At 59.6% G+C, this 19,521-nt stretch carries 21 protein-coding genes; 15 read left to right on the forward strand and 6 right to left on the reverse strand.

Annotation, left to right across the window (positions count from 1 at the left end):
- Positions 1–41 precede the first annotated feature (41 nt).
- The 7 genes from I9182_RS04285 to I9182_RS04315 all read left to right on the forward strand — a co-directional run bounded on the left by I9182_RS04285 (position 42) and on the right by I9182_RS04315 (position 6,080).
- Positions 42–503 carry a peroxiredoxin gene (locus I9182_RS04285; protein WP_209596776.1) on the forward strand — a complete coding sequence of 154 codons (462 nt, stop codon included), beginning with the start codon at positions 42–44 and terminating at the stop codon, positions 501–503.
- A gap of 89 nt (positions 504–592) precedes the next feature.
- Positions 593–1,411 carry a ferritin-like domain-containing protein gene (locus tag I9182_RS04290; RefSeq protein WP_209597550.1) on the forward strand — a complete coding sequence of 273 codons (819 nt, stop codon included), beginning with the start codon at positions 593–595 and terminating at the stop codon, positions 1,409–1,411.
- A gap of 173 nt (positions 1,412–1,584) precedes the next feature.
- A complete protein-coding gene (locus tag I9182_RS04295) occupies positions 1,585–2,916 on the forward strand; it encodes a M23 family metallopeptidase (protein WP_209503613.1) in 1,332 nt (443 codons plus the stop codon).
- A complete protein-coding gene (locus I9182_RS04300) occupies positions 2,906–3,406 on the forward strand; it encodes a polymer-forming cytoskeletal protein (RefSeq protein ID WP_209596778.1) in 501 nt (166 codons plus the stop codon). Before I9182_RS04295 ends, I9182_RS04300 begins: the two co-directional genes overlap by 11 nt.
- Before the next feature lie 119 nt (positions 3,407–3,525).
- Entirely contained in the window at positions 3,526–4,347 is an 822-nt protein-coding gene (locus tag I9182_RS04305) for a M90 family metallopeptidase (protein WP_209503609.1), read from the forward strand.
- 102 nt (positions 4,348–4,449) lie between these two features.
- Positions 4,450–5,139, forward strand: a complete 690-nt coding sequence (gene aqpZ, locus I9182_RS04310) for an aquaporin Z (RefSeq protein ID WP_209503607.1) — start codon at positions 4,450–4,452, stop codon at positions 5,137–5,139.
- A gap of 98 nt (positions 5,140–5,237) precedes the next feature.
- Positions 5,238–6,080, forward strand: a complete 843-nt coding sequence (locus tag I9182_RS04315; protein ID WP_209596779.1) for an alpha/beta fold hydrolase — start codon at positions 5,238–5,240, stop codon at positions 6,078–6,080.
- A 65-nt stretch (positions 6,081–6,145) separates the two neighbouring features.
- On the opposite strand, the gene I9182_RS04320 is transcribed toward I9182_RS04315, so the two are convergent.
- Together I9182_RS04320 and I9182_RS04325 are read right to left on the reverse strand one after the other, a co-directional pair.
- Positions 6,146–6,703, reverse strand: a complete 558-nt coding sequence (locus tag I9182_RS04320) for a peptidylprolyl isomerase (RefSeq protein WP_209503603.1) — start codon at positions 6,701–6,703, stop codon at positions 6,146–6,148.
- Complete coding sequence (locus I9182_RS04325) at positions 6,696–7,202, reverse strand: peptidylprolyl isomerase (RefSeq protein ID WP_209503601.1); 507 nt, start codon at positions 7,200–7,202, stop codon at positions 6,696–6,698. The genes I9182_RS04320 and I9182_RS04325 overlap by 8 nt, the downstream gene beginning before the upstream one ends.
- Before the next feature lie 133 nt (positions 7,203–7,335).
- Here I9182_RS04325 and I9182_RS04330 point away from each other — a divergent pair, with 133 nt between their 5' ends.
- From I9182_RS04330 to I9182_RS04355, 6 genes are all read left to right on the forward strand, one after another.
- Complete coding sequence (locus I9182_RS04330; protein WP_209596781.1) at positions 7,336–8,526, forward strand: phosphoglycerate kinase; 1,191 nt, start codon at positions 7,336–7,338, stop codon at positions 8,524–8,526.
- A gap of 72 nt (positions 8,527–8,598) precedes the next feature.
- Entirely contained in the window at positions 8,599–8,943 is a 345-nt protein-coding gene (locus I9182_RS04335; RefSeq protein ID WP_209596783.1) for a lysozyme inhibitor LprI family protein, read from the forward strand.
- 141 nt (positions 8,944–9,084) lie between these two features.
- Positions 9,085–9,384 carry a septum formation initiator family protein gene (locus tag I9182_RS04340; RefSeq protein WP_209503595.1) on the forward strand — a complete coding sequence of 100 codons (300 nt, stop codon included), beginning with the start codon at positions 9,085–9,087 and terminating at the stop codon, positions 9,382–9,384.
- A gap of 159 nt (positions 9,385–9,543) precedes the next feature.
- Positions 9,544–10,533, forward strand: coding sequence for a pyruvate dehydrogenase (acetyl-transferring) E1 component subunit alpha (pdhA, locus tag I9182_RS04345; RefSeq protein ID WP_209503593.1), 990 nt, complete (start codon positions 9,544–9,546; stop codon positions 10,531–10,533).
- A 15-nt stretch (positions 10,534–10,548) separates the two neighbouring features.
- On the forward strand, positions 10,549–11,922 hold the full coding sequence (locus tag I9182_RS04350) for a pyruvate dehydrogenase complex E1 component subunit beta (RefSeq protein ID WP_209596785.1): 1,374 nt from the start codon (positions 10,549–10,551) through the stop codon (positions 11,920–11,922).
- 14 nt (positions 11,923–11,936) lie between these two features.
- Entirely contained in the window at positions 11,937–13,250 is a 1,314-nt protein-coding gene (locus I9182_RS04355; RefSeq protein WP_209596787.1) for a pyruvate dehydrogenase complex dihydrolipoamide acetyltransferase, read from the forward strand.
- Between the two features lie 69 nt (positions 13,251–13,319).
- Here the strand turns inward: I9182_RS04355 and cysE are convergent, their stop codons facing one another.
- Positions 13,320–14,129, reverse strand: coding sequence for a serine O-acetyltransferase (gene cysE, locus I9182_RS04360; protein ID WP_209503587.1), 810 nt, complete (start codon positions 14,127–14,129; stop codon positions 13,320–13,322).
- 27 nt (positions 14,130–14,156) lie between these two features.
- Here cysE and I9182_RS04365 point away from each other — a divergent pair, with 27 nt between their 5' ends.
- Positions 14,157–14,552, forward strand: a complete 396-nt coding sequence (locus tag I9182_RS04365) for a TraR/DksA C4-type zinc finger protein (RefSeq protein WP_348540377.1) — start codon at positions 14,157–14,159, stop codon at positions 14,550–14,552.
- Here the strand turns inward: I9182_RS04365 and I9182_RS04370 are convergent.
- From I9182_RS04370 to I9182_RS04380, 3 genes are all read right to left on the reverse strand, one after another.
- A complete protein-coding gene (locus tag I9182_RS04370) occupies positions 14,533–14,829 on the reverse strand; it encodes a hypothetical protein (protein ID WP_209596789.1) in 297 nt (98 codons plus the stop codon). The two genes, I9182_RS04365 and I9182_RS04370, sit on opposite strands and share 20 nt — an antisense overlap.
- An 8-nt stretch (positions 14,830–14,837) precedes the next feature.
- A complete protein-coding gene (locus tag I9182_RS04375) occupies positions 14,838–17,108 on the reverse strand; it encodes a glycoside hydrolase TIM-barrel-like domain-containing protein (RefSeq protein WP_245222497.1) in 2,271 nt (756 codons plus the stop codon).
- A 100-nt stretch (positions 17,109–17,208) separates the two neighbouring features.
- On the reverse strand, positions 17,209–17,553 hold the full coding sequence (locus tag I9182_RS04380; RefSeq protein ID WP_209503580.1) for a hypothetical protein: 345 nt from the start codon (positions 17,551–17,553) through the stop codon (positions 17,209–17,211).
- Positions 17,554–18,242: 689 nt separating this feature from the next.
- Between I9182_RS04380 and I9182_RS04385 the strand changes: the two genes are divergently transcribed.
- The gene (locus I9182_RS04385; RefSeq protein WP_209596791.1) at positions 18,243–19,508 is read left to right on the forward strand and encodes a DEAD/DEAH box helicase; all 1,266 of its coding nucleotides are present in this window, start codon (positions 18,243–18,245) and stop codon (positions 19,506–19,508) included.
- The last annotated feature ends 13 nt before the right edge of the window (positions 19,509–19,521 follow it).

Below are 19,521 nucleotides of genomic sequence, written 5' to 3' on the forward strand. Positions count from 1 at the left end.
TGATGATGGGCAGCCTTTAAAAACCTTTAGCGGAGTTTCCAATGCCCGACGTTTCAGACATCGCCCCCGACTTCACTTTGCCGCGCGACGGCGGTGGCGAGGTGACGCTTTCGGCGTTGCGCGGTGGCACCGTGGTTTTGTTCTTCTATCCCCGTGATGATACGCCGGGCTGCACCAAGGAATCCATCGGTTTCTCAGAGCAGCTTCAGGCGTTTACCGATGCAGGGGCTCACGTTTTCGGCATTTCGCGGGACAGCGTCGCCAAGCATGACAAGTTTGTCGCCAAACACGGGCTGACCACTCCGCTGTTGTCGGACGAAGGCTCGACCGTCTGCGAGGACTATGGCGTATGGGTTGAAAAGAACATGTATGGCCGGAAATCGATGGGGATCGAGCGATCAACCTTTGTCATTGATAGCGAAGGACGCATTGCCAAGGTCTGGCGCAAGGTCAAGGTGCCCGGCCATGTGGATGAGGTGCTGGAAGCGGTGAAGGCGACCTAAGCCCCCCTCGACCTGCCGCGCCATCCGGTCTATCACCCGCGCTGACATGCCAAAGGCGGAGCGACCCGGTGCCCAAAACACTGACACAGATGGCGACAGAGGTTCTGACAACAGCGGACGGGCGGGCCAAAACCGCCCTGTCCAAAGCCCATGCCGCCGCGTGGTTTGCCTCCCGCAAGGCCGAGGGTGAACCCATCGAGATCGGCACCGCATCACCGCCCCTGTCCCCCGCGCGCCCGGACAAGCCCGCGCTGTTGTCTCCGCGTGAGGTACCCAAACGGAAACCGGGTACCGAGGCCGGGCGCATTGCCCTGCTACACGCGGTTGCCCATATCGAGCTGAACGCCGTCGATCTGCACTGGGACATCATCGCGCGCTTTGGACATGTTCCCATGCCCATCGGGTTCTATGATGACTGGGTGAAATGCGCCGAAGAAGAATCGCGCCATTTCGAGATGGTCTGCGATTGTCTGGAACAGATGGGCAGCCACTATGGCGCCCTGCCCGCCCATGCAGGCATGTGGCGCGCGGCCGAGGACACCGCAGACGACCTGATGGGACGGCTGGCCGTTGTTCCCATGGTGCTCGAAGCGCGTGGGCTGGATGTGACCCCCGGCATGATCGAGATATTCCGCAAGGCCAAGGCCGAGCAGGCCATCGCCGCGCTCGAGGTAATCTATGCCGAAGAGGTCGGCCACGTCGCTTACGGCTCAAAATGGTTCCACTTCCTGTGCGGCCGCGAAAATGCCGACCCCAAGGATGTGTTTCACGCGCTGGTCCGGCGATATTTCCACGGTGTTCTCAAACCGCCCTTCAACGAAGAAAAACGGGCCGAAGCCGGGTTGCCCCCCGATTTCTACTGGCCCCTGACCGAAGACCTGCCCGCGCCCGGAGACCTCTCGAACTGACACTTCTGCATTATTTTCGGCAAAATCTCGCCGATCTTTGGGAGATTTCAGCGCCGTTTGCACTTGATTGGTCAACAAACTTGCCCGAACGCCGCTGCCGCTTTATGCAATCGGCGCAAGGGACGGCAGGCACTCACGACCGGTTCCGATCTTGGGGATGAAAGGTAGGGCGCGTGCGAACACGTCTGACAATTAAACTGCACTCACTGCTTGAGAGGCATTTCCCGGAACGCCGGGTCTTTCTGAAATCCGACAAGGACACAAGGTTTATCCGGCTCAGTTCGGAAACTCAGGTGGTCGCAGTGGCCGGAGTTGCCGTCATGGTCGGATGGACAGCGGTTGCGACAGCCATACTGTTGATGGACAGCATCGGGGCCGGGAATTTCCGGGAACAGGCAAAGCGCGATCAAGCCATCTATCAGGAACGCCTGAACACCCTGTCGGCAGAACGCGATTCCCGCGCACATGAAGCACTGGCCGCTCAGGACCGGTTCAATGCCGCGCTGGACCAGATTTCCGCGATGCAGTCGGAACTGCTGGCCTCGGAAAACCGTCGCCGCGAGCTTGAGACAGGTATCGAAGTTATCCAGACGACATTGCGCGCCACGATGAAACAGCGAGAAGAGGCGCGCTCAGAGCTGGCCCAATTGAAACAGGACACCAGCGGCTCTGATATGTATGCCGCGGTTTCCAGCGCCCCGGTACAGATGGCCTTCATGACCGACGCCTTGGCGCGGACCGCCAAAGAACGCGATCTGATCGCCTCCAACGCGCAGGACGCGCTGGAACAGCGGGACGATCTGGAACTTGAAATCCGTCTTATGCAGGAACGCAGCGACGAAATCTTCCGCCAGCTGGAAGAGGCGATGGTCATCTCGGTCGAACCTCTGGACAAGATGTTCCGTCAGGCCGGAATGCCCACCGATCGCATCATCGAAGAGGTCCGGCGCGGATATAGCGGTATGGGCGGTCCGCTGACCCCTTTATCCCTTAGCACACGCGGCGAAGAAGACGAGCTTTCGCCCGAAGAAGTCCGCGCAAACACGTTGCTGCGCCAGATGGATCAGCTGAACCTGTACCGGATTGCTGCGGAAAAGGCCCCCTTCGCCAATCCCGTACATTCTGCCGTGCGTTTCACCAGTGGCTACGGCAACCGGCGTGACCCCAAGTCCGGTGGTCGTCGGCAGCATAACGGTGTCGATTTTGCAGGACCGCAAGGCACAGATATATTCGCGACCGCTGATGGTGTGGTCACGCATGCCGGCTGGCAATCAGGCTTCGGACGCCTTGTGAAAATCAAGCACGCGTTCGGAATTGAGACACTTTATGCTCATAACACCAAGATCAACGTAAAGGTCGGCCAAAGGGTCTCGCGCGGGGATCATATTGCTGATATGGGTAGCACCGGACGGTCCACCGGCACGCATCTGCACTATGAGGTGCGCGTGAACGGAAATCCCGTAAACCCAATGACTTACATCAAGGCTGCGAAAAATGTTTTCTAAAAGCAAAATCAACGAGCCCGCACCCAAAGCACCTGAGGCGGCCAAACCTGCCGCTCCGGCGACCCCAGCGGCCCCTGCTCCGGCTGACGCGAAACCTGCAATGGCACCCAAGCCCAAGCCGCCGGCCTCGGTCCTGTCCTCGGATCTGCACATCACCGGCAACATCAAGACCAGCGGTGACATTCAGGTGGAAGGCACCGTCGAAGGCGACATCCGCGCCCATCTGCTGACCATTGGTGAATCGGCAACGATCAAGGGTGAAGTCACCGCAGATGACGTTGTGATCAACGGTCGCATCGTTGGCCGCGTGCGTGGCCTCAAGGTTCGCCTGACATCGACGGCCCGGGTCGAAGGCGACATCATCCACAAGACCATTGCCATCGAGAGCGGCGCGCATTTCGAAGGCTCGGTTCAGCGTCAGGACGACCCTCTCAACCCCGGCCGCAGCGCCAAAGCCGGATCGAACCCGGCGGCAGAAGTCAAACAGTAAGCAGACTGCATTTCTTGTCAGGACGCCGTGGGGCAACCCGTGGCGTCTTTTCTATTGCGCGACCGTTTGGGGTCGGGATTCCCGTTTTCGTCCCTTTCTGATCGCGCTACAGTCGATCCATGTTGCTTTTTCTGACGGTTGTTGCGCTGATCGCTGGCGCTGCGGCCTTTCACTTCTGGTCGAAAAGACAATCCCGCCTGACCTTGCTGGCCACGTCGCTGTCCCAGCACCAGCGCGATATTGTGAGCGCTCAGGTGCCGATAATCCGGAAACTGCCCAAAGACCTGCGCGGGGCGCTGGAAGGAAAGATCAACCTGTTCCTTGATCAGGTCGATTTCGTCGGCTGCGACGGGCTGGACGTTACCGAAGACATGCAGGTGTCGATTGCCGCCCAAGCCTGTCTGCTCGTGGTGAATACGGACCAGTGGTACGACAACCTGACGACCATTCTGGTTTACCCCGGTGCCTTCAAATCAAAACAGCGCCGTCACAGTGGCTATGTCGTCACCGAACAGGAAATCATCCGCAGCGGGGAAAGCTGGAACCGCGGCCCCGTGATCCTGTCCTGGACCCACAGCCAGCGCGGTGCCCTGAATGATCACGATGGCCGGAACGTCGTCTTTCACGAGTTCGCGCACCAGCTTGATGACCTCTCGGGCGCAACCAATGGTGTTCCCGTGCTCAGCAATGGCCAAAGCTTTGGCGAGTGGGAAACCGCCTTTCTGAACGGTTATAAGGCACATGTTCATGCCGTGGAAAACGGAAAACCCACAGTAATCGATCCCTACGGCGCGGAAGGGCACGAAGAATTCTTTGCCGTTTCGGTCGAAGTGTTCTTTGAACGGCCGAAGGAACTGAAATCCTCTGACCCGGCAATCTATGAACAGCTGTCTAAGCTTTTTCATCTTGATCCCGCTCTATGGCACAGAGGTCAGTTCTGACCCGATTGAGGAAGCGTCGTAAAAAATTCCCCGTTCGCAACAATTTAACATAAGTTAATTCTTGAATTACGGTTAACCTCATTATTGGGCGGAGGATTTTCTATGTCATCGAAACTACTTGCCGAGTTCTTCGGCACGTTCTGGTTGGTTCTAGGGGGGTGCGGCAGTGCCGTTCTGGCGGCTGGTGTCGCAGATGTCGGCATCGGTTGGCTTGGTGTTTCCTTTGCCTTTGGCCTTACAGTTTTGACGATGGCTTATACAGTCGGCCCAATCTCGGGCGGGCATTTCAACCCGGCGGTCAGTTTGGGCCTGATGATTGGAGGACGGTTTCCGGCCAAAGACCTTCTGCCCTATTGGGTTGCACAGGTCATTGGCGCAATTGCCGCCGCAGTGGTTCTGTACCTGATCGTCAGTGGCGCACCCGATTTCGCTGGTGTCGGTGGGTTCGCGTCAAACGGGTATGGTGAGGCCTCGCCACAGGGATACTCGTTGATGTCGGCTTTGATCATCGAAATCGTGATGACGGCTTTCTTCATTCTGATCATTCTGGGCGCGACGTCGGACAAGGCACCTGCCGGGTTCGCTCCGATTGCCATCGGTCTGGCGCTGACCCTGATCCACCTGATCTCAATCCCGGTGACGAATACCTCCGTCAACCCGGCGCGCTCGACCGGCGTTGCCTTGTTTGCCGACGGCCCTGCTTTGGCTCAGCTCTGGCTGTTCTGGGTAGCCCCCCTGATTGGCGGCGCAATCGGTGCTTTGATCTGGAAAGCAATGTCCTCGGATGACTGATCCGCGCGGGAAAGGTAACTATCCCGTTTACTGAAAAACACGGTATCCTTCCGTCAAATCTGGCTAGGTCACGGCCTTTGGTTCAACGGGAGGATACAATGAAGATATTTACCACAGCATTTTTCCTAAGCTGCGCCGCGACGGCAGGCTGGGCCGAAGACAAATGGCTGAGCATCCCGCAAGTCCCCCAGATGCCCGCCGCCACCGAGGCGGGCACGGCAGAGATCAACGGCATCAACATGTATTACGCCACGTATGGCGATGCGGGCGGCACCCCGGTTCTGTTGATCCACGGCGGGCTTGCCCATGGCGATGTCTGGGCCACGCAGGTTGCCGACCTGTCGCAGGACCACAGGGTGATTGTGGCGGATACGCGCGGCCATGGACGATCCACCAACGATGGCAGCCCCTATTCCTACGCGTTGTTGTCGCAGGATTATCTGGCGCTGCTGGATCATCTGGGGGTCGATCAGGTGCACTTGGTCGGCTGGTCCGACGGGGCAAATATCGGGTATTCAATCTCGACCACCAACCCGGATCGGCTGGCCAGTCACTTTGCCCACGCAGGCAATGTCACGCTGGACGGGATCGATCCTTCGGTGGAAACCAACGAGGTGTTTGGCACTTACGTGGGCATGATGGCCCAAGATTATGCGGCCATGTCCCCCACCCCTGACGGGTTCGAGGCATTCCTTGGTGGGGTTGCCACCATGTGGGGCACCGAAAAAACCGGCGGGCTTGAGGCGCTGTCATCGATCACCGTCCCGACACTCGTGGTTCAAAGCGTACATGACGAGGCCATTCTGATGGCGCATTCACAAGCAATTGCTGACGCGATTCCGGGCGCTAAGTTGCTTGTTCTGGAAGATGTCAGCCACTTCGCATCTTTTCAGGATCCTGGTGCCTATACCCGTGCCATCCGCGACTTCATCGACCAATAGACCAATAGACCAATAGACCAATAGACCAAAGAAAAAGCCCGGCGCTTAAGCCGGGCTAAATCATCTTATTCGGTAACGGTGACTTTTTTCATCACATCCGGTGCACCGATGATCGCACCGTTCTGGCCTTCGCCCCGCTTGATCGCGTCAACCACATCCATACCGTCTGTCACCTGACCAACCACGGTATACTGGCCGTCCAGAAACGGGCCGGGGGCGAACATGATGAAGAACTGCGAATTGGCTGAATCCGGATCGCTGGACCGGGCCATGCCGACAACACCCCTGTCAAAACTCACGTCCGAGAACTCGGCAGGCAGATCCGCGCGATCCGACCCGCCGCGCCCGGCATAACGCATGTCGAAGCCGTCCGCGCCCGAGTTGCCGTATTGCACGTCGCCGGTTTGCGCCATGAAGCCATCGATTACGCGATGAAACACGACGCCGTCATACTGACCGTCAGCAGCCAGAGCGGTGATCTGTTCCACATGCTGGGGTGCCACATCTTCGAACAGGTCGATCGAGATTGTGCCATTGGCCCCTTCCCCTTCGACCTCGATCTGCAAACCGCTGGCCAGCGCCGGGCTCGCCAGCAGGGCAAAAGCCGCAGCCAGTTTATGCATCTGCGGCCACCTTGACGCTGATCATGCGGTCCGGGCTTGCAGGCGGCTCACCGCGTACGATGGCGTCCACATGCTCCATACCGTCGATGACCCGGCCATAGACCGTGTACTGACCATTCAGGAAGTGATTGTCCTTGAAGTTGATGAAGAACTGCGAATTGGCCGAATCCGGGTTCTGCGAGCGCGCCGCGCCCAGCGTGCCGCGATCATGGGGCAGCTTGGAAAATTCTGCCGGAACATTCGGCAGCGACGAACCGCCGGTGCCCGCCATGCGCAGGTTGAACCCGTCTTCCATATCGCCATGCTGCACGTCGCCGGTTTGCGCCATGAAACCGTCGATCACACGGTGAAAGGCCACATTGTCATATTCACCGCCACGGGCCAGTTCCTTCATCCGCGCACTGTGCAGAGGCGCTACATCCGGCAGCAGCTCGATGACGACATTGCCGCCTTTCAGCTCGATGATGATTGTGTTTTCGGGGTCTTTGATCTCGGCCATGAGGCCCTCCTGTCGTTTATCTTGCGCAAATACCTATGACGCACGCGTGCGAATGCCAAGTGACGCATTGACCTGAGGGCAAAATGCAGGAAAAGAACCGCCTAAATCGGTTGCCAATGACAAGGATCACACAATGGGCTGGAAAACACTGGACGATATGGACCTGAACGGCAAACGCGTGCTGGTGCGTGTGGACATCAATGTGCCCGTGGTTGACGGTGTTGTGACCGACGCCACCCGCATTCAAAGGATCGTCCCCTCGGTGCGCGATATTCTGGCCGCTGGCGGCAAACCGATCCTTCTGGCTCATTTTGGCCGTCCCGGTGGCGAACGGCGTGAAAGCCTGTCACTGAAACAACTGGTCCCGACTTTGGAAAGCGCTTTTGGCGCAAAGGTTCTGTTTGCTGCCGATTGCGTCGGGGCCGAGGCGGAACTGGCCGCCGCTGCCTTGCAGCCCGGTCAGGTCCTACTGCTGGAAAACACCCGCTTTCACGCGGCCGAAACCAAAAACGACGCCGATCTGGCCGCTGGCATGGCCAAGCTGGGGGATATTTATTGCAACGATGCGTTTTCAGCCGCGCACCGCGCCCACAGCTCGACCGAGGCCATCGCCCGTCTGCTGCCCGCCTGTGCGGGCCGCCTGATGCAGGCCGAGTTGCAGGCGCTGGAAAGCGCGCTGGGTGCGCCCAAGCGACCGGTAACGGCGGTTGTCGGCGGCGCCAAGGTCTCGACCAAGCTGGAACTGCTGGGCAACCTGATCGACAAGGTCGATTATCTGGTGATCGGTGGCGGTATGGCAAACACATTCCTTGTCGCCCAAGGTATCAGCGTTGGCAAATCACTGGCTGAAACTGCGATGAAGGACACCGCCGCCGAAATTCTGGCCAAGGCCGAAAGCTCGGGCTGCCAGATCGTCCTGCCGCGTGACGTTGTAGTGGCCGAGAAATTCGAGGCCAACGCGCCCCACAAGGTTCTGCCCGCCGATCAATGCCCTGCGGATGGCATGATCCTGGACGCGGGCCCTGAAAGCGTCGCCGCGATTACCGCGATTTTCGACAAAAGCCAGACCCTGATCTGGAACGGCCCGCTGGGCGCGTTCGAGCTGGAGCCGTTCGACGCAGCCACCAATGCCGCGGCCCTGAAAGCCGCAGCACTCAGCCGGTCGGGTCAGCTGATTTCGGTCGCGGGTGGCGGTGACACGGTTGCGGCGCTGAATGCGTCGGGGGCGGCCAAGGATTTCACTTATATCTCGACCGCAGGCGGTGCATTCCTTGAATGGATGGAAGGCAAAACCCTGCCCGGTGTCGCTGCGCTGGAACAATAAGCAGCACTGATCGCATTTGGCCGCTTGTCACGGTTCATGGTATTATCCCCTATTTGAACGGGGGATTATGTCATGAGGTCACTATACCTGCTCGTCCTTCTCGCAATGCCGTGGCCTGCAACAGCACAATCCAGTTGCGGTGGCCAGACACAGCTTGATGCAAATTTCTGTGCCAAGGAACAATGGGAAGCCGTTGACCGCGACCTCAACCGGTTGTGGAAACAGATCAAGCCGGTCGCTGATGCACGTGGCAACGGCGATGCCCTTCTGGCGGAACAACGTGCGTGGCTAAAGGCGCGGGACGCCACCTGCGACAAGGAACTATCCGGCGGCGGCAGCGCTGCGCCCATGTTCTACTGGACCTGTATGAAAGAGCAGACGGTCGCAAGAAATCAGCAGCTTCAGTCCTGGCGCTGAGCTTTAACCGGGACGCACACGAAATACTGATGAAAAAACCGAATCAGGGGATTCACAACCCGAATCGCCTGTGACATAGTGCGATCAGAGGCTCGGAAAGAGCCCGTTATTGAGGCAAGTTTTCATACGGCGGTAAACAGAGTGTCCCGTTCCCATCGGCCCGGTTTGGGTGCAGTTCTCTTCTTCTCGGTGGCTTTCATGCTGGGTGTGTATTTCACCTTTGCCGCTGTTCAAGGGGATTACGGCCTGTTCCGGCGGGTCGAAATTGCGGCGGAACGGGACGCTCTGTCACGCAGTCTGGAAAAACTGAATGTCGAAATCGCCGAGATGGAAAACCTGACACGGCGTCTGTCCGACACCTATCTGGATCTGGACCTGCTGGACCAGCAGGCGCGCTCGGTTCTGGGCATGATCCGGTCGGACGAAATCGTGATCCGCTGATCAAAGACCCTATTCAGAAAAGGCAACTCAGGCCCGGCGTTTCGGCCGGGATGCGCCGTGGCGAACGCTGCGTCACATTTACCCTCGCCAGAAAGCTTCAAATGCTTTATGAGATAGTTTAACGCTAAACTATCTGTCCGAAAGGGGGAGATCGCCACGATGGCTGCGCGAAAAACCACAAAGAAACCAAATGTTTCTGCGGAAGAACTCCAGACATACTACCGCGAGATGCTGCTGATCCGCCGATTCGAGGAAAAGGCCGGTCAGCTTTATGGTATGGGCCTGATCGGCGGGTTCTGCCACCTTTATATCGGACAAGAGGCCGTTGTTGTCGGGCTTGAGGCCGCAGCAGAGGAAGGCGACAAGCGCATCACCTCGTATCGCGACCACGGTCACATGCTGGCCTGCGGCATGGATCCGGGCGGCGTGATGGCCGAACTGACCGGGCGCATCGGTGGCCTGTCCAAAGGCAAGGGCGGCTCGATGCACATGTTCTCGAAAGAAAAGCACTTCTACGGCGGGCATGGTATCGTCGGCGCGCAGGTTCCGCTGGGCGCGGGGCTGGCATTTGCCGACAAGTACAAGGAAAACGGCCGCGTGACATTCACCTATTTCGGGGACGGTGCCGCGAACCAGGGTCAGGTGTATGAGACCTTCAACATGGCGGCCATCTGGGGCTTGCCGGTGATTTTCGTGATCGAGAACAACCAATACGCCATGGGCACCGCTCAGTCCCGCTCGACCTCGACCAAGGACATCTTCCATCGCGGCGAAGCGTTCGGCATTCCGGGCGAGATCGTCAATGGCATGGATGTGCTGGCGGTCAAAGAAGCGGGCGAAAAGGCTGTCGCGCACTGCCGCGCGGGCAAAGGCCCCTATATCCTGGAAATCAAGACCTACCGCTATCGCGGCCACTCGATGTCCGACCCGGCCAAGTACCGAACCCGCGAAGAAGTTCAGAAGGTCCGCGAACAAAGCGACCCGATCGAACATGTGCGCGAGTTGCTGCTGACCGGCAAGCACGCGACCGAGGATGACCTGAAAGCGATCGACAAGGAAATCAAGGAGATCGTCAATCAGGCCGCCGAATTCTCGAAAGAAAGCCCCGAGCCTTCGGTCGAAGAGCTCTGGACTGACATTTACGCCTGAGAGGACGAATAAGACATGGCAACCGAAATTCTCATGCCCGCCCTTTCCCCCACGATGGAAGAGGGCACGCTGGCCAAATGGCTGGTCAAGGAAGGCGATACCGTATCTTCGGGCGACATCATGGCCGAGATTGAAACCGACAAGGCAACGATGGAGTTCGAAGCCGTCGATGAAGGCATCGTTGGCAAGATCCTGATCGCCGAGGGCACCGAAGGGGTCAAGGTGAACACTCCTATCGCCGTGCTGGTCGAAGAAGGCGAAGACGCCTCGGCCCTGCCCGCGGCAGCCCCCGCAGCCGCAGCGGCGCCCGAGACCGCCCCCGCAGCAGCCCCGGCCCCAGCTCCTGCCGCAGCAGCCCCCGCTGCTCCGGCGGTGGACCTGTCACCCGACTGGCCCGCGGATGCTGAAATGAAATCCGAAACCGTGCGCGAGGCCTTGCGCGATGCAATGGCCGAGGAAATGCGCGGCGATGAAAACGTCTACCTGATGGGCGAGGAAGTCGCCGAATATCAGGGGGCCTACAAAATCTCGCAAGGTTTGCTGGATGAATTTGGCTCCAAACGCGTGATCGACACTCCGATCACCGAACACGGGTTTGCCGGTATCGCGGTGGGTTCGGCCTTTGGCGGTCTGAAACCGATTGTCGAGTTCATGACCTTCAACTTCGCCATGCAGGCGATTGACCAGATCATCAACTCTGCGGCTAAAACGCTCTATATGTCCGGTGGCCAGATGGGTTGCCCCATCGTGTTCCGGGGGCCCAACGGGGCCGCGGCCCGCGTGGCCGCACAGCACAGCCAGGACTATGCCGCGTGGTACATGCAGATCCCCGGCCTGAAGGTCGTCATGCCCTATTCAGCCGCTGATGCCAAAGGTCTGCTGAAATCGGCCATCCGCGATCCCAACCCGGTAGTGTTCCTGGAAAACGAAATCCTCTACGGCCGCTCCTTCGAAGTGCCGCAGGTGGATGACCTGACCATTCCGCTGGGCAAGGCCCGCATCTGGCGCGAAGGGTCAGATGTGACAATCGTCAGCTTTGGCATCGGCATGCAATACGCGCTGGAAGCTGCTGACAAGCTGGCCGAAGACGGCATCAGCGCCGAAGTGATCGACCTGCGCACCATCCGCCCGATGGACACTGGCGCCATCATCAACTCGGTGATGAAGACCAACCGTCTGGTGACAGTGGAAGAAGGCTGGCCGCAGGGGTCTGTCGGCAGCTACATCAGCTCGGTCGTGATGCAGGAGGCGTTTGATTACCTCGACGCGCCGGTCATCAATTGCACTGGCAAGGACGTTCCGATGCCCTATGCCGCCAATCTCGAAAAGCTGGCCCTGATCACCACGGATGAGGTGATCGCCGCCGTCAAACAAGTGACCTACCGGTAAGGAGCGACAGACAGATGCCTACAGAAATTCTGATGCCCGCCCTGTCCCCGACCATGGAGGAAGGCACGCTCGCCAAATGGCTGGTCAAGGAAGGCGATACCGTCTCCTCCGGTGATCTGCTGGCCGAGATTGAAACCGACAAGGCCACGATGGAATTCGAGGCCGTTGACGAAGGCACCATCGGCAAGATCCTGATTCCCGAGGGCACCGAAGGGGTCAAGGTCAACACCGCCATCGCGGTTCTGCTGGAAGACGGCGAAAGCGCCGATGACATCGGCACGGCTCCGGCGGCTGCTCCGGCGGCTGCCCCCGCAGCCGTCGCGGGCAACGAGGCTGCCGCGCCAGTGGCACCCGAGGCGCCCGCCCCTGCCCCGGCCGCTCCGGCCAAGGCAGATGGCGGTCGGATTTTTGCCTCGCCTCTGGCCCGCCGGATTGCTGCGCAAAAAGGTCTCGACCTGACACAGATTTCCGGTTCCGGCCCGCATGGTCGCATCGTCAAGGTCGATGTCGAAGGCGCAACTGCCACCGCTCCGGCAGCAGCTCCTGCCACTGCTCCCGCCGCCGCCGCGCCCGCAGCTGCCCCAGCAGCTCCGTCTGGTCCATCGGCGGATATGGTCGCGCGGATGTACGAAGGCCGCCCGTACGAGGAAATCAAGCTCGACGGTATGCGCAAAACCATTGCTGCACGCCTGGGCGAGGCCAAACAGACCATCCCGCATTTCTACCTGCGCCGCGATATCAAGCTGGACGCGCTGCTGAAATTCCGTGGTCAGTTGAACAAGCAGTTGGAAGGTCGCGGCGTCAAGCTCAGCGTCAATGACTTCATCATCAAAGCCGTCGCCAATGCGCTGCAACAGGTTCCGGCCTGCAACGCCGTCTGGGCAGGTGACCGGGTGCTGCAACTGAAACCGTCAGATGTGGCTGTTGCCGTCGCAATCGAAGGCGGGTTGTTCACGCCGGTCCTGCAAGACGCTGACATGAAATCCCTGTCAGCCCTTTCGACCGAGATGAAAGACCTTGCCGCCCGCGCACGCGAGCGCAAGTTGGCTCCGCATGAATATCAGGGCGGCACCTTTGCCATCTCGAACCTGGGCATGTTCGGCATCGACAATTTCGATGCCATCGTGAACCCGCCCCATGCCGGTATTCTGGCCGTCGGCACCGGCGTCAAGAAACCGGTTGTCGGGGATGATGGCGAGCTGACCGTGGCAACGGTGATGTCTGTCACCATGTCCGTTGATCACCGCGTCATCGACGGCGCGCTTGGGGCCGAACTGCTCAAGGCCATTGTCGACAATCTTGAAAACCCGATGGTCATGCTGGCGTAAGCCATACCGACCTCGCAAAAAAAGGCCGCCTCGAATATCGAGGCGGCCTTTTTTGTTAGTCCAATCGACCTACTGATCTTTGCCCAGCATGTGGTCCATCGAGATCGACGGCTGATCGCATCCAGCCTCGCCCACGATCTTGGCCGGGATACCGGCAACGGTCTTGCACGGCGGAACGTCCTGCAACACCACCGAACCGGCAGCGATACGGCTGCAATGGCCGACCTTGATGTTACCCAGAACCTTTGCCCCGGCCCCGATCAGAACACCGTCTCCGATCTTGGGATGGCGGTCTTCCTCTTCCTTGCCGGTTCCGCCCAGCGTCACCGAATGCAACATCGACACGTTGTCTCCGACCACGGCGGTTTCACCGATGACGATGGAATGGGCGTGGTCGATCATGATCCCCTTGCCGATCCTTGCGGCCGGGTGAATATCGATGCCGAAAATCTCCGAAGATCGCATCTGGAAGAAGTAGGCCAGATCAAAGCGCCCCTTGCGCCACAGCCAATGCGCGACGCGATAGGCCTGCATGGCCTGATAGCCCTTGAAATACAGGATCGGCTGCAACAACCGATGGCAGGCCGGATCACGCTCGTAAACCGCCATCAGGTCGGCGCGGGCGGCTTCCAGCAAACCGGGATCGTTTGCATAGGCCTCGTCCACGATCTCGCGCAGCACCATCATCGACATTTCGTTCGAACACAGCTTGGCCGCGATCCGATAGGACAGCGCACGCTCAAGGCTGCGGTGATGCAGGATACAGGCGTGCACAAGCCCGCCCATAAGCGGTTCTGTCTCGACGGCTGCTTGGGCCTCGGATGTGATACGGTCCCAGACCGGATCGACCGGTGTCACAGGGCTGCGTTTTTCAAACATAGCTTTTGATCCTTTGCTGCGCCTAGAATGCCATTTAGTGGCAAAAAGGCCAAACGCAAACCCGTGATCCGCGATACAACGAAAATGAATGAGTCCGAGCGCATATATTTCGAAACACGAATTCGCGAGCGTCTGGCCGAACTGGATCAGTTGTCCGCATCAGGCCAGCAGGCTCAGGCCGTTGTTGAACTGGATCAGCAGGCGGTTGGTCGGCTCAGCCGCATGGATGCGCTGCAAAACCAGGCGATGGCAAAGGCGCAACAGGTGAATCGCAATGTCGAAACCCGCCGCCTTCAGGCCGCGCTTATGCGGCTGGACGAGGGGGAATACGGGTATTGCGAAGATTGCGGCGACCGTATTCCCGATGGGCGATTGTCTCTGGATCTGGCTGCCAGCAAATGCGTCAGCTGCGCGACCGGGTGATCAGAAACTCGGCAAGATGGTGCAGAACCAGCGAAAAACACTGACAATATTGCAAATCGTCAAACCCCGGCTCATCGGCCAGCACCCTGTTGCGCGCAACCGCCATCAGCGAGCCATTGCCGTAAACCGGATGCAGCCGACCCGTGCGCGCCCGGTGTATGTCGGCCAGTTCCGCCTCATGGATCATCCGGACGCATAAGCGGGTCCGCTCTGGTGGCGGCGCCGCCAACAAGGCGCGCGCCGCGGCACTTACATCACCGTGCAATAGCGGTCGCATCAGACCGCTTACCCGACAACCAGACGCGCCATCGCACCGGGGCCGTAAATGGCCGACACCTGCGCAATCCCGACCTCATATGACCCGGTCAGACCATCTGTCGCCTTCATCGCCGCCGAATAGGACCACCCCGGCAGGGATGTCATCTCTTCACGGACAACGGTTCCCCCCGCAAAAAAACGCACAAGATAGGATTCGCTTTCCTCGCCCAGCGGCACCTCCAGCCCTGACCAGTCATCCCCATCCAACCGGGCGCGCCGCACCCAGGTCAGGTGATCGCCGGTTGCGTCGGATCGCACCTGAAGGTGAACCGGGGAATACGGGCGCAAACCATTGCCGTCGAATGAGGCGATCAGGTGCTGGTAAGCCGGATCGTCGTAACCACGGGTCGCCGGGCCGATGCGATAATGCTTGGCCAATCCCCGCTCGTTACGCAACAGGTTGATCTGCTGCACCTGATTGTTCAGCAACACGAATATAGACCCATCCGGCCAGACATCCGGCATCAGGGCATCCGACCCCAACTGGCCTCTCAACCTCCCGGACAGGGCGTAAACGCCGGCGGAGTCTAGAGTGGCATCCGAGAACTGGAACACCTCCCAGTTGCCGGGTGTTCCGTCGCCGATGGCCGCCAGATTGACACCGTTCAGAACCGCGCCACGCGGACGCGATTCCAACTGACCGGCCAACAGCCGCACCTTCACCGCCGGGCCTTCATCCCAGACGCCGATGCTGGCGCGCCTCAGCGGCGTTTCGGTCACGCCCATAATGGCCTGACCGGGGATCACATCACTCAGGCTGTACCCCTCATCGGTTGAGGAGGAATAAACCGTCGCGGCCCCCGGCCAGGGATCAGCGGTCACCGCAAGATAAGGTGCATGCGGGATCTCTGACCCGGTGATCAGCGGCAGGTCCAGAAACACCGGCAGCACGGGAACGGGCGCGGCATAGGGTCTGGCAACCGCCGGGTCGTCGTGCAGTTGCGATGCCTTATATACACCCTGTTCAACCCGGACCGCTTCGACCAATTGCAGATCGGCAGATTCCAGACGGTCAATCCGGTAAAGGGGGCTGTTTTCGGTCTCTGACAACCGCACCAGATCACCTGCGCCCAGATGCAGCAGCGATGGCGGCAAGGCAAACCGCACCGTATCGCGGGAAACACGGGCCTCGCTCAACCAGCGCTCAGCCGTTTGTCGGCCTTCGGTGCGTGTCATGGATAACGGCATCTCATTGACCGAGACCGAATGCGTGCTGTCCTCGGGCAGAACCGCCTCTTCCGCGACCAGATCGTGATCCGCATCCGACTGGACAAAGCGCAGGCGCACGCGACCGGTCATCTCGGCCTCGGCTTCTCGCCGGTGCTCAACCGTGCCATCCAGATCACCGCTGATCGCCAAATGATCAGGGTTCAGGGCAATCGCGCCATAGCCATCGCGCATCTGAAAGCGCAAGATGCCGTTCCGTTCGATCGCGTCGAACCCATAGCGCAGCATCAGCGGCTGCAAAGCCGACCGCGCATTTGTCACATCTTCGATGACATATCCTCGAACCACGCCGTAAAGCCCGGAAACATCGATATCCGTCACCCCTGCCGCGTGGCATATCTCAGTCACGACCGAGGCCAGCGTGCGCGAGCCGGACCGGCCGTTCAGCCAATGCCCCCGGTCATAGTTTGCCCCATCATCCCACTGGCTTCGCAGATTTGGAAAGGTCGGAAACGGGCGGGTATCCCACGCCCAGACATAAGCATTCGCCAGATCCAGCATTGGCCCGCCATAGACTTGCGACACCGGGTTGATGTTCGGGTCGCTCCAATATCCAAGGGTCGCCGCAAGGTACTGGACCTGAATGAAATCGTCGCGCAGCCCGTTTGAATATGCAGGCAACAGCGATTCAGACGATTTCGGGTCCAGAAACTTGTTCGGCTGGTTCGTGCCCTTGTCGATTGCCGCACATCCCAGCTCATCCACCCAGGCCGCATCAAATTGCGGCCCGCGCAACCCTTCGGGATCATGTGCTGAAAACGCCTGCGCCTCGGCCCCGTTGGGCCAGATCAGCTTGCGTTCGGATGCCTTCCACACGGGCCGCCGATCCGGGGGCGAGCATTGCAATATCCCGCTGTCGCCGAAGATCATCACGTCGCGCACCTGATCGAATGTCTCACCCACCAGCGCCACGCGGCACGCCTCGCCCTTGTCCAGCGGTTTCGGCCCCTCTACCATCGATCTGACCCATTCGGCCCCTGCCCGCGTTTTGCCCGCGCCACGCCCGCCCATGATCACCCAGGACCGCCAGTCGCCTTCGGGCGGCAATTGATGCGGTAGCGCCCAGAATTCAAACAGGAAAGGGAGGGCACACAGCCCCCCCTCCCCGATCTCACTCAGAAATCTCTCCCGCACCGCAGCATTGGCGGAGGCGAGCCAGCCTGCACCCGATCTCAAATCGGGCCCGCTCAAGGTCGAGCGCATAGCCCCCTTGGGCAATTCCGGCTTGTCTGTAATGTTGTTCGACAAAGCTTGTCTCCACTTTCTGGCAACTTCGGATCAGCCCCTCCAGCTGACCGAGTCGCTTGGCTGAACCAGCAAGATCTGCATCCTCCCCGGCACCGATCTGTTTGCGCAGGTCTTCTGCCGCTTGCCGCAGATCGCGAATGGACCTTTCCAGGGACTGCAACAGTTCAGCCGTCTGGGAAATCCGCTCTTCCGGGGTAATCAAAGTCATGTTTGCCTGTGACCTCATGCGTGAGTGTTCTCCGCACGAGAGAAACGAAAAAACGGCCACCGGGTCACCCCGAGGCCGTTTGCCCACTTCTTCTAGCATGACACAACCTATACGGGATAAAGCGCGCAAAGTCAAGGGTTTACGCAACAGTCGCGCAACAGGGATCGTACGGTGAGGGTTAACGGACAGTGAATTTCCGGCTGCGGTAATCCTCGGCCAAAACGCCGACCCGTCCTTTGGGCTTCCCAAGCCCTGACCGCCTCACCGACCAGAGGGATTAACACAGGGTTACCGCCGTACCGCTTTCGGAGCGTACAAATTGTACAAACCCCGCGCGTACGCGTGTACAAATCTGACATTTCCGAAATCGGGTGCAAAATCACCCGCGTCACCCGATTTCGGCGCGTCAGGGTCCTGCGCGCTGCAAAACCAGTCCTTGACATTCCCCCCCGAAACCCTCATGTGCCCCTCATCACGGCGCCACCGCGTGAGCATCGTCGGGCTTCAGGCCCCACAGCGCCAACACATAACTCCCGGTTCCCCTTCACGCAGGGTTCTTTACGCGATGGCCGGATGGCGCTGGATTCGCCCGCGCATCCCGAGGTCTCGCACAACCCTGCCGGTCACTGAACGTGGCCAGTCACCACCTGCTCGTGCGGTTTAACCTGCGGGCCGTAAAGGATAATTCTTTGTTCGACTTCGATATGCTCGGCCTTGCGCCGACACTGAATGACGCGTTGAAACGCGCCAACTTCACACAACCCACCCCGATTCAGAACCAGGCCATTCCGCTGGCCCTGAATGGGCATGACATCCTCGGGCTGGCCCAAACCGGCACCGGCAAAACACTGGCCTTTGGCCTGCCCCTGATCGACCACTTGCTGGCGCAGCCCGGCAAGCCCGATCCCAAAACAGCCAAAGCGCTGATCCTCGCCCCCACCCGCGAGTTGGTGAATCAGATCGCCGACAGTTTGCGCACCCTCACCAAAGGAACAAAGCTGCGAGTCGCCACAGTTGTAGGTGGCCAGTCGATCAACAAACAAGTGATGTTCCTTGCCCGAGGCACCGATATTCTCGTCGCCACCCCGGGCCGCCTGATTGACCTGATGGAACGGGGCGCTGTTGACCTTGGTTCGGTTCGCCATCTGGTGTTGGACGAAGCGGATCAGATGCTTGACCTGGGCTTCATTCACGCTCTGCGTCGCATCGCACCTGCACTGGGCACGCCCCGCCAGACCATGCTGTTCTCGGCCACAATGCCGAAACAGATGGAGGAGCTCAGCCGCGCCTATCTGAACAATCCGCAGCGGGTGCAGGTTTCGCCTCCGGGCAAGGCCGCAGACAAGATCACCCAGTCCCTTCACTTTGTTTCGAAACCCGGAAAACCGTCGAAACTGCGCGAAATCCTGTCGCAGGACGCGGATGCTCTGACGCTGGTCTTCACCCGCACAAAACACGGCGCTGAACGGCTGATGAAAGGGCTGGTGGACGACGGCTTCAACGCGGCGTCCATTCACGGGAACAAAAGCCAGGGCCAGCGTGACCGGGCGATCAAGGCCTTCCGCGCTGGTGAGGTGAACATACTGGTGGCCACCGACGTTGCCGCGCGTGGCATCGACATCCCTGGCGTCGCCTATGTCATCAACTTCGACCTGCCCGACGTGCCCGACAATTACGTCCACCGTATCGGGCGTACCGCCCGTGCCGGGCGCGAAGGCGAAGCGATTGCGTTCTGTGCTCCGGAAGAAGTCGACCTGCTGCGTCAGATCCAGAAGCTGATGAAAACTGAAATCCCCGTCACAAGCGGCACCATGCCGGAAGGGGTCGAGGTTCAGCAACCTGCACGTCGTCAAAACAACCGCCGTCGCGGGTTCAAGCCCAAACCGGCCAACGGCGATGCGAAACCGTCCAGCGGCAGACGGCGCCGTCCCAACAAAAGACGCTCAGCCGCCTAAGGACTGAAGAGGC

It is taken from the genome of Ruegeria sp. HKCCSP351 (assembly GCF_017872535.1).
Classification (GTDB): domain Bacteria; phylum Pseudomonadota; class Alphaproteobacteria; order Rhodobacterales; family Rhodobacteraceae; genus Ruegeria.

Coding starts and splice junctions, on each gene's coding strand:
- I9182_RS04285 (WP_209596776.1), top strand. CDS start 42: ATGCCCGACGTTTCAGACATCGCCCCCGACTTCACTTTGCCGCGCGAC.
- cysE (WP_209503587.1), bottom strand. CDS start 14,129: ATGTTTGAAAAACGCAGCCCTGTGACACCGGTCGATCCGGTCTGGGAC.
- I9182_RS04335 (WP_209596783.1), top strand. CDS start 8,599: ATGAGGTCACTATACCTGCTCGTCCTTCTCGCAATGCCGTGGCCTGCA.
- I9182_RS04320 (WP_209503603.1), bottom strand. CDS start 6,703: ATGCATAAACTGGCTGCGGCTTTTGCCCTGCTGGCGAGCCCGGCGCTG.
- I9182_RS04370 (WP_209596789.1), bottom strand. CDS start 14,829: ATGCGACCGCTATTGCACGGTGATGTAAGTGCCGCGGCGCGCGCCTTG.
- I9182_RS04315 (WP_209596779.1), top strand. CDS start 5,238: ATGAAGATATTTACCACAGCATTTTTCCTAAGCTGCGCCGCGACGGCA.
- I9182_RS04355 (WP_209596787.1), top strand. CDS start 11,937: ATGCCTACAGAAATTCTGATGCCCGCCCTGTCCCCGACCATGGAGGAA.
- I9182_RS04380 (WP_209503580.1), bottom strand. CDS start 17,553: ATGACTTTGATTACCCCGGAAGAGCGGATTTCCCAGACGGCTGAACTG.
- I9182_RS04325 (WP_209503601.1), bottom strand. CDS start 7,202: ATGGCCGAGATCAAAGACCCCGAAAACACAATCATCATCGAGCTGAAA.
- I9182_RS04375 (WP_245222497.1), bottom strand. CDS start 17,108: ATGGGCGGGCGTGGCGCGGGCAAAACGCGGGCAGGGGCCGAATGGGTC.
- I9182_RS04290 (WP_209597550.1), top strand. CDS start 593: ATGGCGACAGAGGTTCTGACAACAGCGGACGGGCGGGCCAAAACCGCC.
- I9182_RS04350 (WP_209596785.1), top strand. CDS start 10,549: ATGGCAACCGAAATTCTCATGCCCGCCCTTTCCCCCACGATGGAAGAG.
- aqpZ (WP_209503607.1), top strand. CDS start 4,450: ATGTCATCGAAACTACTTGCCGAGTTCTTCGGCACGTTCTGGTTGGTT.
- I9182_RS04300 (WP_209596778.1), top strand. CDS start 2,906: ATGTTTTCTAAAAGCAAAATCAACGAGCCCGCACCCAAAGCACCTGAG.
- I9182_RS04365 (WP_348540377.1), top strand. CDS start 14,157: ATGCCATTTAGTGGCAAAAAGGCCAAACGCAAACCCGTGATCCGCGAT.
- I9182_RS04305 (WP_209503609.1), top strand. CDS start 3,526: ATGTTGCTTTTTCTGACGGTTGTTGCGCTGATCGCTGGCGCTGCGGCC.
- I9182_RS04330 (WP_209596781.1), top strand. CDS start 7,336: ATGGGCTGGAAAACACTGGACGATATGGACCTGAACGGCAAACGCGTG.
- pdhA (WP_209503593.1), top strand. CDS start 9,544: ATGGCTGCGCGAAAAACCACAAAGAAACCAAATGTTTCTGCGGAAGAA.